This is a genomic window from Microseira sp. BLCC-F43 (assembly GCF_041929235.1).
Lineage (GTDB): Bacteria > Cyanobacteriota > Cyanobacteriia > Cyanobacteriales > Aerosakkonemataceae > Microseira.
In genome coordinates this window covers 39,839-52,658 of record NZ_JBHFNP010000352.1, presented here as the reverse complement: position 1 = coordinate 52,658, position 12,820 = coordinate 39,839, and the positions used below count along the sequence as shown (strand labels likewise).

General features: G+C 45.9%; 10 protein-coding genes. 2 read left to right on the top strand and 8 right to left on the bottom strand.

What is annotated here, in order from left to right:
* Nucleotides 1–21: 21 nt before the first annotated feature.
* Nucleotides 22–750 (bottom strand): PEP-CTERM sorting domain-containing protein, encoded by a 729-nt coding sequence (locus tag ACE1CM_RS46845; RefSeq protein ID WP_374886489.1) that lies wholly within the window; start codon nucleotides 748–750, stop codon nucleotides 22–24.
* Between the two features lie 431 nt (nucleotides 751–1,181).
* Here ACE1CM_RS46845 and ACE1CM_RS46840 point away from each other — a divergent pair, with 431 nt between their 5' ends.
* Nucleotides 1,182–2,063: a Cof-type HAD-IIB family hydrolase gene (locus tag ACE1CM_RS46840; protein WP_374886488.1), complete on the top strand. Its 882-nt coding sequence runs from the start codon at nucleotides 1,182–1,184 to the stop codon at nucleotides 2,061–2,063.
* A gap of 437 nt (nucleotides 2,064–2,500) precedes the next feature.
* Here the strand turns inward: ACE1CM_RS46840 and ACE1CM_RS46835 are convergent, their stop codons facing one another.
* A complete protein-coding gene (locus ACE1CM_RS46835; protein ID WP_374886487.1) occupies nucleotides 2,501–3,562 on the bottom strand; it encodes a DALR anticodon-binding domain-containing protein in 1,062 nt (353 codons plus the stop codon).
* 226 nt (nucleotides 3,563–3,788) lie between these two features.
* On the opposite strand from ACE1CM_RS46835, the gene ACE1CM_RS46830 reads away from it, so the two are divergent.
* The gene (locus ACE1CM_RS46830; RefSeq protein WP_374886486.1) at nucleotides 3,789–4,514 is read left to right on the top strand and encodes a Crp/Fnr family transcriptional regulator; all 726 of its coding nucleotides are present in this window, start codon (nucleotides 3,789–3,791) and stop codon (nucleotides 4,512–4,514) included.
* A gap of 479 nt (nucleotides 4,515–4,993) precedes the next feature.
* Here the strand turns inward: ACE1CM_RS46830 and ACE1CM_RS46825 are convergent, their stop codons facing one another.
* The 6 genes from ACE1CM_RS46825 to ACE1CM_RS46800 form a co-directional block, all read right to left on the bottom strand.
* Nucleotides 4,994–6,022 (bottom strand): PstS family phosphate ABC transporter substrate-binding protein, encoded by a 1,029-nt coding sequence (locus tag ACE1CM_RS46825; protein WP_374886485.1) that lies wholly within the window; start codon nucleotides 6,020–6,022, stop codon nucleotides 4,994–4,996.
* Between the two features lie 26 nt (nucleotides 6,023–6,048).
* Nucleotides 6,049–7,437: an ABC transporter substrate-binding protein gene (locus ACE1CM_RS46820; protein ID WP_374886484.1), complete on the bottom strand. Its 1,389-nt coding sequence runs from the start codon at nucleotides 7,435–7,437 to the stop codon at nucleotides 6,049–6,051.
* 106 nt (nucleotides 7,438–7,543) lie between these two features.
* Nucleotides 7,544–8,935 carry an ABC transporter substrate-binding protein gene (locus ACE1CM_RS46815; protein ID WP_374886483.1) on the bottom strand — a complete coding sequence of 464 codons (1,392 nt, stop codon included), beginning with the start codon at nucleotides 8,933–8,935 and terminating at the stop codon, nucleotides 7,544–7,546.
* A gap of 189 nt (nucleotides 8,936–9,124) precedes the next feature.
* Nucleotides 9,125–10,096, bottom strand: coding sequence for a PstS family phosphate ABC transporter substrate-binding protein (locus tag ACE1CM_RS46810; protein WP_374886482.1), 972 nt, complete (start codon nucleotides 10,094–10,096; stop codon nucleotides 9,125–9,127).
* A gap of 21 nt (nucleotides 10,097–10,117) precedes the next feature.
* Nucleotides 10,118–11,515: a protein kinase gene (locus tag ACE1CM_RS46805; RefSeq protein ID WP_374886481.1), complete on the bottom strand. Its 1,398-nt coding sequence runs from the start codon at nucleotides 11,513–11,515 to the stop codon at nucleotides 10,118–10,120.
* A gap of 102 nt (nucleotides 11,516–11,617) precedes the next feature.
* Complete coding sequence (locus tag ACE1CM_RS46800) at nucleotides 11,618–12,643, bottom strand: LysR family transcriptional regulator (protein ID WP_374886480.1); 1,026 nt, start codon at nucleotides 12,641–12,643, stop codon at nucleotides 11,618–11,620.
* Between the last annotated feature and the right edge of the window lie 177 nt (nucleotides 12,644–12,820).

The following is a 12,820-nucleotide window of genomic DNA, read 5'->3' as shown; positions in this document are numbered from 1 at the left end:
GAAGAAATATCCAGTCGCCGATTAAACTCTACCCACGGGACGACGACGCAAGAAGGCTAAAGCACCCCCACTCAGCGCTAAACCAGCCAAAGTCGTGGGTTCGGGAACTGCTGTTCTTCTGGCAACCGCCGTAATTGTAAAATCTTGGAAGTCGCCGTCGTTACCGTTTCCGGTATCCTCGAAGCCAATTCTGACAACACTAGACAACGGATCGCTTGATTGAAACTGAGCTGCATTTACACCTGTAAATAGAGTTGTATCCTCTTCTGCTTGCGCACCGAAAGAATTAAACACAGCTTGTTGCGTTCCACCTGGAGCGAAAGTATTTAATGCCGTTGTCGAGTAAACAATTCCGTTCACCCCGCTATCTAACCCTAAGCTATAGGTTTTATTCGCTATAAATGTGAAATAACTCGTACAACTCGTGCCTTCTGTAAAGGCTACCGTATTTCCGCAAGTCCCCCGCCAACCTTTCTCCGACAGGTTATCTGAGCCTTTCGTTTCCACAAACAAATCTTTAACAAATGTCAGCCTGTTGCCACCGCCTACTTCAAACAGTTTGACGGTTGATTTAAACGCACCATTCGACTGAACAAAGTTAAATTTTACTTCGGTATTCTCAATAAATTTGATGCCCTGAGTGCCAAATCTTTCACCTGCTGTTAGAGAAGCTGCTTGTCCAGGATCCGTATAGCTAACCAAAGCCGCAGTAGCAGTCGCCATCAAACCTAGAATCTGTTTAGCTTTCATTTTACTATTCCTTTTATGGCATAATCAACCCTACTTATATTCAACCTTATCCCTTCGCTACATATGCCGTTTTTTCTGTCTTTTATTCAACTCTTTATCAAATTAAACAGGATTGTAAAATTATTGCAAATATGCTTTATTTGGGGGTTTTTTAATATTTAATGCCCGCGACAAAATTGAATTTATTAAGTGATTATACCTCGAAAAAGCCAGAGCTTTAAATAAACGTCAAGCGGAATTACTAATATTGTCTTTTTTGCCGGACTTTTGCCGTGTTAAATTTCAGTATTTTTAGATAAAAAAGCCAAAAAAACTATTTTTTGGCAGCGCGTCTTAGTGGAAATACGAATAAATTTTAGAGAAACTCGGTTTGTTTGTCAGTTCGACTGCTACCCTCTAAAAGGAAGACATGAGAAAACCGACAAGCAATCATGCAGAAAGCATCTGTTGCTCATCTAGCTTCGGCATCCAGACAAGAAGCGATCGCTGCTAGGGATATTCAACTGCTCGTTTTGGATATTGACGGCACGATCGCGGGCGAGTCGAACCAAATTCGCCCACCCGTATTGCAAGCAATTGAAGCAGCACGAGCAAAAGGGGTGAGGGTAGCGATCGCAACTGGTCGCATGTACCGTTCCGCCTTGCGTTTCCATCAAGCAATTGCCTCGGATCTGCCCCTGTGTGCCTACCAAGGCGCGTTAATTAAAGATCCGGCAACGCAAAATGTTCTGCGTCATCTGCCGGTTTCTCGCCAACTCGCATCCCAACTGTTGGACTACTTCGAGCAAAGCGAACTGCGAAATCTGCTCTCAGTCCACTTTTACATCAACGACCAGCTATACGTGCGGGAACTAACAGAGGAAACGAAACTTTATGCCCAACGCTGTAATATCGAGCCTATTGCCGTTGGCGACCTGCGCAACGCCTTGGGAGAGGAACCGACGAAAGTATTAGCCCTCAGCGACGATAGCGACTTAATCGCACGCTTGCACGGTACGTTGCAGCAGCAATACACCCCCGCCGAACTTTACCTGACCACATCGGTTGCAACGTTTTTTGAAGCAGCTAACCCCTTGGTGAACAAGGGAACCGCAGTCCGTTACCTCGCCGAAGAAATTCTGGGACTGCAACCGAGTAACGTGATGACGGTTGGCGATAACTTCAACGATGTGGAGATGCTCGCATATGCCGGTATCGGCGTGGCGATGGGAAATGCACCTGAAAAAGTGCAAGACTTCGCCGATTGGGTCGCCCCCAGCGTCGATCAAGACGGCGTCGTCGCAGCAATCGAAGAATTTATCCTTTCCCAGTAAAGGCACGGCAGCAGCAAAACTTTGAGCTGCAAACAAAACTTACTGATGTTCCCTACCGCCCAAAAATCAACCGCAAGCCCGATGACCAAGAAGACACGGGGACGCTGGGACGCAAAGACACAGGGAATTGTGTAGAAAAACTCTCCGCGTCACCGTGTCCCCCTGTCCCCGCGTCCTCTTCAACGATCCCTACTTTGTTGCTATTGTCATGAAAATTTAATAAATTAGGCGTGACAAATCCGGGTGACCTCCTGTATAGTGACAACTGTGTGAGGAGCGAACCAGTTGGAGGACCGAGACGAAACACGGCCAGTCGTCGGTCCTCTTTCTGATCGGAACTTATTCAGGACTTAGGCAAAGAAACCCGGTTTCTATGAAAAACTAGAGCTTGACGCAGAAACCCGGTTTCTAAGATCGTCGTGGGTAAATCCTATTATTTATAGTTCGAGGGGTGCTGGTACGCCTAACAAGTCTTGCAGCAACAAGTGCAGCAACGGTTGAGTTGCCAGAATTAATCCCAATCTGGCTTGAGCGAGTTGGGGAGTTGCTGTCTTTACTTCCCCCCAAATGCGGCATTGGCTGTAGAAAGTCAGAAACACTTGACTTAAAGTCCTGGCGGATTTTTCCCAATCAACTCGATAGCGGGATGGGGAAAGCGAGTAGAGGTCATCGAGCAATGTCAGCAAATGGAAAATCAAGCTACTTTCGGCAGGATGCACCAAGCGCAGTTTTTGGTCGCTATCGAGCCAAGGAATGGGGTTAGGAGCGATCGCCCTAAACAAAGGACGAATCTCCGGATCCACTTGGGCAAGCTCGATCATGCCTTCTCGATGGGCAAGGCGCAGCAGCGAGCAACAACGGGCATGGGCATATTGAGCCTCAAACAGAGGACGCGGGGACACTTGGACGCGGCGACGCGGGGAATCTTCCTCTCGTTCCTCTCGTTCCCAGGCTCCATGGGAACGCTCATCTGGAGGCTCTGCCTCCCTTGGCAACTGGTGCAAGATCTCAGCAGAAATACTGCCCCCCTGCCACCCTGCTCCCCTGCCCCCCTGCTCACCAGCTCCAGAGCTCCCCACCCAAGGGGGTGCTTGAGCGAGACGCTGTAACCACGCTGCCGTTCCTAAGTCGCTCAATTGCAAGTAAATCCAGCCAGGAGGGACAACTTTGACTGTAAAATTTTGTAACGCGGCATTTGTGGCGCTGTCGTTGGATTCATCCGAGCAAAACAGATTTGCCGCTATCAGGGTAGCAATGTCTATGACTGGCGTTTTCCAGGCGTTTGCCAGTTTGAGTGCGATCGCAGATACATACACCACCTGCGTCCCACCTTTCACCGCCCGCAAGGGTATTGCTTGTAACTCCAGATATTTCTGCCCAAAGGTAGAGATTCCCAGCATTTGGCTCGATAAAACCGCTGCCGCTTGCAACCTGCAACGTAAAAGATGCGCGCTCGCCGGAAATTCAACCCCAATCGACTCCTCTTTACCTCTTGCCATCTATCTTAGGGTGTATCTTCAGACACACATAAAAAATCGAAATCTGACTAATAGGAGAATTTGTGAAAATCTAAAGTATCTTTTATTACTTTAGAGTTACAGTAAGACTTATATAAAGATCGTATAAATGACTCAACGCTTGCTACCGCAAAAAGGTAGTCCGTAGAGTTAAACCCAGCTTGACAAGCAAAAACCCATTGTTTACTCGTTTTTGAGAGCTTGACTTATGCTCCAACAATCCCTTCCCGTTCAACCCAATTCTGCATCATCAGAGGCATCTGTATCTTCAGAGTCTGCACGGCCATTTTTAACCTGGCAGCGGATTCTAGACTGGGCGCAAGAACACTATCGGTGTCGCACCTTCAGTAAAGACGAGAAAATACCTGCCCGCCCCGGACTGCTCTACCTAGTCCAGCGCGGCGCTGTCCGAATGGTCGGTGTCGCCCAGGTCAGTGCCACGAGTCGCTCAGCTCGCGCCACTAACGCAACGGCGGAGGAAGCATTCTTAGGCTTTGTTGGTGCAGGACAACCGTTTGAAATCGTCGCTCAATCACCCTTTACACTCCACAGTTATGCCCACGTTGACCAAACATCGGTAGTTTGGATGTATTGGCACGACCTCGACAACTGGCCTCACTTCCGGCGCGAAGTATTAGATGCCTTTCGCTATCAGCACCAGCGTAAGTTGTTGTGGCTGAGTACCCTGGGACAGCGGCGCACCATTGACCGCTTGTTAGGATTTCTCACCCTGTTAATTGAAGAATATGGCGAACCTGCAGAACTTGGCTACTGTCTGCCTTGGACTTTGACTCACGCTCAAATTGGCAGCGCCATTGGTTCGACTCGCGTCACCGTAACGCGCTTGATGGGTAAATTACGCCAACGCGGGTTAATTCACACCCAGGATGATAATCTCATCTGCTTACCCGGAGATATAACGCTTCGTCGCTAGGACCAAAGAAACAGTGGCAAATTTGTAGGGGCACGGCAATCAGAAAATCTTTCCTTGGAGATAATTTTCCCATGCCGTGCCCCTACTATTTCACTTGCAGGGCAATCGTAAAATCTTCCCTTAGAGATAATTTTCGGATTTTCCCTAAGCTGCTACGCACCTAATTTGAGAGCCAAATTTTCCCTTCTTCTTGTGGGGTGGGCATCTTGCCCGCCTCTTTATGGGATTTAAATGCGTAGCAGCTTACTAAGCTAATCGCGATCGAAATTGCATCACTGCGTCTTTGGTGTCTCCCCGTCTGGTGCGTCTTTGGGGCAATTTGCATTATCTCACATCTTGCACCATTGTCAACAAGCCTTGAAAAACCGGGTTTCTTGATGAAAGATCTAGGCTTTCAAGTTTAGCTATTTGCAAGAAACTAAGGTGTTAGCCGTGGTGCAAGATCTGAGTTATGCAACTTGAAGGCAGATCAGCTTATTTCACCTAATGCGAACAAAACCCGCGTGCTGGATTAATTCCTGTACCTGCTGGGTTTGCAAAAATTTGGCATAAGCTTCTCCAGCTTGTTGTTCGGTTTGATTGTTTTGTTTGATTACTACAAACAAGTTGCGCGTCATCGGATACTTTCCCGATTGAAAAGCTTGTACGTTTAGCTGATTGCGTTTTCCAGGACACTGGGAGAGGGGTACAAAGGGTTCAAGATAGGGCGGTACGAACTCGCCTGCTTGGCGACCTATAGGCACGGGCTTAATCGTACACTGGGGTACAACTTCTGGTGCCGAAGCAAAATAAATGCCCCCAGGACTAGCAGCAAGTTTTCGCAAAGCTTCCGTTGTGGTGGGAACAAACTCCACATTGGCGCTAAAAGCTTGACCCTGCATGACATCTTCCAGGAACAATTCAACCGTACCACCAGAGTTAGCTGGGCGCGAAAAAGGTTTAATAGTTAAATTTGGCCCTCCTAGCTGTTGCCAGTTAGTAATCTTGCCAGAGTAAATAGATTTAAGCTGGTCTATAGTTAAACCTGGAATATTTAGATTAGGATTAACTGCAACTGCTAAGCCATCAATGGCGACGGGAACTTGTTGGAGAGCGAACCCTCGTTGCTTGGCTTGATTGTATTCTTGATCGAGAATGGGTCGAGAAGATTGAGCCAAATCAAGTTGACCATCTAGCAACATTTTAATCCCGGTGCTTGAACTAGGAGCTATACCGACGGGATCGACATAACGCAGGCGGAACTCAGGTCTAGCTGCTTGAATCGCCGAGTCTACCCGTAGGCGAATCGGTGCCCAAGAAGTGCTGCCACCATAGTTAAATAGTCCAGAAGGAGCGTTCTGTACGGTGTTAAACCCTTGAAGGTTTCCTGGTGGATTTTGGCCTTTTTGAGCCGAATCGGGGAGATTAATTTCAGAACGTCGAGTAAACCACCAATAGCCTGCGCCAATTAATCCTGCTGTGATGAGAAGGGTTAAGAATAAAACTGCTGTTTCGTTTTTTTGAGACATAAATCAACTGTAAAAATTTGAAGATATTATTGCACTGGCTCAAAATCGTAGCCAGTTCTAGAGCGATCGCCGCGAACGATTTTCACGAGTTGAATGGTACTGTTGCGATCGCCTGATGGCAGAAAACGCACGATGCCGGAAGCGCCTGGGGCAGAAAAATCTGATGCAATTAGTGCCTGTTGAACTCCCAAGCGAGTCGGGTTGCGCTTGATGGCTGCAATTAGCGCTTGTGCAGCATCGTAGGATAAAGCAGTTCGCCAGTTGACATCCGCATTCCAAAGTTGTTTAGATTGGCGAACAAAATTTGAATTTGGAACGGCCTTAATATGCCAGGGAACTGCTACTACCATCCCTTCTGCTGATGCTGCACCAACTTCTAAAGTTTTGGGTGTGTAAACATCATCTCCCCCTAGCAAGCTTAATTGTTTGCTGTTGACCTGCACTACTTGTAAAGCTTTATCTAAGCTGGCGGTATTCGCAGCTAACATTAATAATTTTGCTCCCCGAGCTTTGGCTTGTTTAAAACTTGCTGCCGCGCTAAAATCCGGAGCTGATAGATCAAATTCGCTCGATACTTCTCCACCTCCCAAGGAAACGGCAGTGACAAACTCAGATTTCAAAGATTGGCTATAGGAACTTTGGGAATTAAAAAAAACGGCTGCATTTTTTATTTTGAGTTTGGTCAGCATGTAATCTGCTAGGGATCTAGCAGCAACGTAATCGCTGGGAACTGTGCGGAAAAAATAGCGGCTAAATCCTGAAAGTTTCACCGAAGTGCTGATGGGGGAAATAGTAACGAGCTGTCCCGATTCATAAGCTTTTGCAGCTGCCAAACTGACATCGCTGGCATAAGGACCGATTACCCCTAATATTTCCTGATTTTTCGTCAATTCGTTGGCAATTTGCTGAGCAATTACTGGATTATTATCGTCGTTGGCGATCGCTACTTTTACAGGAACGCCGTTAACTCCCCCTGCCTGATTGATTTCATTTTGAGCTTGAGCGACTCCGCGCAGTATTTCCAAAGAACCATTGGGGTCAGTACCAATTGGGACAGATACGGCAATGGTGTAGCTTTTCTGATCGCCAATCCTGGCATTATTGAGGAAAATTAAACCTTCTGGATCGTTTGGCTTTGCTTGTAATGCTGCTTCTAGATTGGCAGCAGCAACAGCGAATTTTTTAGATGCGAACGCTTGCCACCCTGCTTGTTTTTTCGGTGATATTGCCCCGGCAAATAAAGTTTTTTCTCCACCACTAATTCGGAATTTAATAGATTGATTTCCCCATAGGCTTTGACTGGTTTTTTCCTGACTTGTAATTCTACTGCTAAACCACCAAAATCCTACTCCTACTAATGCCAGGGTGATTAATAGGGATAAGACTAGAACTGCTGTTTCATTTTTTTGAGACATAATAGAATAGTCCGTTAGTTTATGGAGGTCGATCTAATTGTTGATTGGGCTAACTACCCATTTTTATACACTTTTTTGAGACATAATGCGATCGCCTCAAGCCTTGCTATTGTGGCACGGGTGCGAAATCGTACCCTGTGCCGGAAGATTGACCTGGTTGAATTTTAACGAGGATTGAGGAGGCGTTGCGATCGCCTGATGGCAAAAACTGAATCTTCCCCGTCGCACCATTGGCAGAAAACTCCGAACTAGATAAAGTTTTTTGCAGTCCTTGGCGAGTATTATCTTGCTTTAAACCTGCGATAATCGCTTGAGTAGCATCGTAAGCCAATGCCGTGCGCCAATTCACATCACCGCCCCAATATTTCCTAGCATTTTTAGGAAAAGGATTATCTGGAATTGCCTCCGGATGCCACGGGACAGCTAACACCATTTCATTTGCTTCTGCTTGACCCAACTTGAGAGTATCAAACGTGTAAAGCGTAGAATTCGCCATCAAAGACAGTCGCCCTTTATTTGCTCTGATTATGTCAAGCGATCGCTTAATTTTATCGACAGAAGCCGCTAATACTAACCCCTCTGCACCATCGCTCACGGCTTGAGAAATCGCGCCACTAGGGTTAAAATTTTGGTCGGAAAAATCGCAAGCAATTTGGCTAATTTTGCCTCCCTCATTATCAATAGCCGAGCGCAACTCCTGTTTGAAAGACTGACTGGCTTTTGCTTGCGAATCCGCGCAAATCGCTAGTTTGCTCAGCCGATTTGTTTTGCTCGCATAACGGGAAAGAACTTCAGCCTCAGAACTAATACTAGGAACAGTCCGAAATATATAACTACCAATTCCAGATAACTTTTTGGCGTTGCTTGTAGGAGAAATCATCACCAAATTTCCCTGCTGATAAATTGGCGCACCTGCAAGCGAAGCATCGCTCGTATTATGACCCACCACTGCTAAAACTTTGGTGTCTTTCACCCATTTTTCGGCAATTTTTTTCACGATGCTGGGGTCGTTGTCATCATTGGCAATTTCAACTTGCAATGGCATCCCATTTATGCCGCCATTGTTATTAGCTTCATCTTGAGCTTGAGCCACACCCCGCATAATTTCTTTGGCAATATTTAGATTGCCCCCAATAGGAACGCTAACGCCTATTTTGAGAGGATTATTTTGACCGGCTTTAGCATTATTAAAGTAAATCCAAGCTTCTGGATCGTTTCGTTTCTTTTTTAATGAAGATTCTAGTTGTGAAATCGCTGTAGGAAAATCTCCTTTGGCAAATGCTTTCACTCCGGCTTCTTTATTAGGGTTTTTATCTGCATTGACTAAAATTATGTTGCCCAAACTGATGCGTTCTTCTAAACTTCCTGTAAAAGGTGAAATTGGTTGATTTTTTTGTGTATTTATTAGTCGATTAAACAACCAAAAACCCGTAAATAGCAATCCTAGTGTAATTACAAGGGCTAAAATTAAAATCGTTGTTTCATTTCTTTGGGACATAGGTAGCTCGTAGTTGAGAAATTACATAACCCAAGTTGCTAGTTATAACTCTCGTGGGTTGATCGCATTGCTAATCGCAAGCTTGCTAATTGCTGATGGGAATATTTTTCGGTTCTACCAGCCATTAGCTATTAGCCATTAGCCTGTCTTGATCCCTAAAAAGATAACTATCAACTTGCGTTACATACTTTAGCGAATTCTGACAAATCCCGCCTTTTCAATCATTTCCTGACCTTGTTCTGTTAGCAATAAATTGGCATAAGCTTCTCCTGCTTGCTGGTCAATTTGATTGTTCTTTTTAACCACTACAAACAACCTACGAGTTAAGGGATATTCTCCAGTCAAAAAAGCTTCTGTATTCGCTTCATTCCGCTTAGATGGACACTCGGACAGCGGCACTAAAGGCAGTTTATAAGGTGGAATTAGTTGATTCGAGTTTCGACCTAGCGGCAATGTTTTAACTTTACACTGAGATACCAATAATGGAGCAGAAGCTTCAAACATTCCTGCTGGATCTTCCGCAACTTTACGAATAGCTTCGGTGGGAGTTGGTACTATTTCAAGATTCTCTCCCTCGTCACCTTGTACGGCGTAACGCTTGATGCTCAGATTTGGACCACCCAGTTGATTCCAGTTGGTAATTTTGCCTGCATAAATATCATCGCGTTGCTGTATAGTTATGCCTGGAATATTTAAGCTTGGGTGAACTGCGATCGCTCTCCCATCAATTGCTACTGGAATTTCTACTAAAGTAAAACCTCGTTGTTTCGCTTGTTCGTATTCTTGATCTACAATCGGGCGCGAAGCGTGAGAAAAAGACAATTGATTGTCTAATAACATGCGGATACCTGAACCCGTACTAGGATTACCTTGATTCGGTTGAGTGTAGCGCAAGCGAAATTGAGGCCAAACTGTTTGAATTGCTGGATCTAAATCGCGCCGAATTGTTGCCCAAGTTGTGCTACCTCCATAACTAAATAGTCCCCTGGGGACGTTTTTGACTTGAGTAAAAGTTTTGAGATGAGATTGGTCGGTTTGATTGGTTAAATTTTCGGTTTTGTCACCAGTATTACTGGTAAACCACCAAAAACCCAAACCGATTAAGCCAGTGGTAATTAAGAGGGCTAAAACTAAAACTGTTGTTTCGTTTTTTTGAGTCATAACTGATAGTTTTTACATAATTTAAAGCATGAGGGAAAGTAATTTGTAAATGAGTCGAAATAGAGCGGTTACTGCGAGCGCTCCCGCTGCTGCCAACCCGGCTACAAATAATACACCCACAATTGGATTGCCATACAACGTAATCATCCACGCCGGTACGAGAGAATTACGGAATATCACCACAATTGTTAGAGTAATCCCGATCAGAATCGGCAGGTCTTTGCCTTCCAGAATGCGGCGGTACTGAGCATAAATTAGACCGCCTACGATCGCAATCGTTAATCCCATGCTAATTCCCGCCGTCACGGGGAGATTGGAGAGAGCGATCGCAATTAACCCACCCTCAAACCCGCTAAATGCCGCCGCACCTAATACTTCCACCAGCGAAAATCTTGGTTGTATTGGGATTGGGGGTGGAGATGGATTTACAGGCGTTACCGCAGCAGTCGTTTGCACAGGGGGAATGGGTCGAGGTAAAGTCAAGGCGGCTAGAACTGCCTGTGCTGAGTGGTATCGCTGATTGGGCGAACTCAACAACATTCGGTCTAATATATTCGCCAGTCGAGGGCTTACCTGAGCATAAGTTTTCCATTTCCACTGATTGCTGTAAGTCTCAAATAATTCATTTGGTTGCTTGCCAGTCAGTAAGGTCAGGCAAGTTACTGCCAGGGCATATAAATCTGTTGAAGGATAGACTTGACCTCCAGACATTTGCTCTGGAGGGGCATATCCCATTGAGTAAATACCAGTAGAACTCGCAGTTGATGATGCTACTTTTGTTACCTGTTTGACCGCGCCAAAATCTAACAGGAAAAGCGAACCTTTGCGCGAACGCATGATATTCGATGGCTTAATATCGCGATGGATCGAGCCGTGTTCGTGAACGAATTGCAGCACTGGCAGGATTTGCTGCAATATTTCTAATACCTGAGCTTCTGAAAATTTACCATTTTTGGTAAATTCTTCCTCTAGGTTTTCCCCGTCGATAAATTCTTGTACTAAATAAAAAAATTGGTCTTGTTTTCCGGGTTGAAGGCTGGGTACAGTTAACTGAAAAAAGGCAAATAAATCTGGAATTTGAGGGTGTTGGTTGCCCAATTCTTCCAGAACTTCTGCTTCGCGTTCAAACAGATTTTGCGCGGTTTTTAACTGCTGTGGGGTTAAGTTTCCCGATGGTTGAAACAGCTTCACTACGCACCGACGCATTGTGGGCGTATAGCGATCGCGTGCTAAGAAAGCCGCCCCAAATCCACCCTGCCCCAACAGCTTTAACGGCATGTAGCGATCCGCCAAAATTAGCGGCATTCCGCAGGTCGTGCAGTACTTTTGAGGAACCCGCTTAAGGGTAGCCGGATCGTCTAAATCGGAAAACAGGTTCAGGGGGCGGGGGCAAGCTGGACGGGTGCAGTAAAGTTCCATAACCAGGGGTTCAAAACAAAGGTAAAAGTTAAAAGGCAAGTAGGTAAAAAACAGTCTTCCTTTCAGTTTTTATTTTTACTTTGTCCTTTTTGCTTTTAACTTTTAACTTCCTCCGACGTGGGTATTTCCTTGAGAATGCCCTACCGTTGCTTTGAGGGAATTGGCTGCCAGCGCTGGCGATGTTTCTAGTATTTCCTTTCCCCATGTAGTCGTGGCGAACGCAGGCAAGATTTCCCTGGAAAAAGCTTCGGCAGCTTTTGAACGGTATCGGTTAGGATTGACCAACACCGACAGGATTCGCTTGACCATGACATCTTCAATTCGGGTGCGGTGGAGGACGCCGATTTGTAATTCCTTCTCAATCGCCGAAATTGAAACAAACGCGGCTCCTAATCCCGACTGAACCGCATTTTTAATTGCTTCGATCGAATTTAATTCCATTTCGATTTTGAGACGCCTGGTATCGATGCCGCAGCGCGTTAGCACTTGGTCGATTACCTTGCGGATTGTAGATTGGGAGTCTAAAGCAATAAACTGCAACTTGTAAAGGTCGTCTTTTTGAATCGTTTCGAGTTTGGCGAAAGCATGGGATGGGGGTACAATCAACGCCAGTTCGTCTTCTAAATACGGCGTAATTTCTAGGGAATCTGTTAGTTCGGGTGGAACTTCGCCGCCAATAATTGCCAGGTCAATTTGTCCGTTGGCTACGCTCCAGGCAGTTCGGCGGGTTGAGTGAACGTGCAATTGCACTGCCACATCGTTATATTTTTGCCGAAATAACCCGATCATGCGGGGCAACAGATAGGTTCCTGTCGTCTGACTGGCTCCTACAATTAGGGTGCCTCCTTGGAGATTTTGCAAATCCTCAATGGCGCGACAAGTTTCCTCGCAAAGCGATAAAATTCTCTCACCGTAGCTGAGTAGTAGATGACCAGCTTCTGTCAGTTGTGCCCTTCGTCCACCTCGGTCGAACAAAGGCACGTCCAACTGCCGCTCTAAGTTTTGCACTTGCAAACTGACGGCGGGTTGGGAGACATATAAGCTATCGGCGGCACGCTTGAAGCTTCCCTCAGCAGCGATCGCCTTGAGAATACGCAACTGATCTAAAGTGAAAGGAAGGTCAGACATAATGCTAAACCTGAAAGGGGAAAGAAGCCTTGAGACAACTATCCATCATCCGATGAAGTTTGCCATCCGCGATTCGCAGCGAATTACGTTTTGAGACTTCCACTGACATCGAAAGTAACACAACCAGGGATCAAGATCCTTGTGATTGCTTTTCGACATCGGGTTTGGGGAATTTTA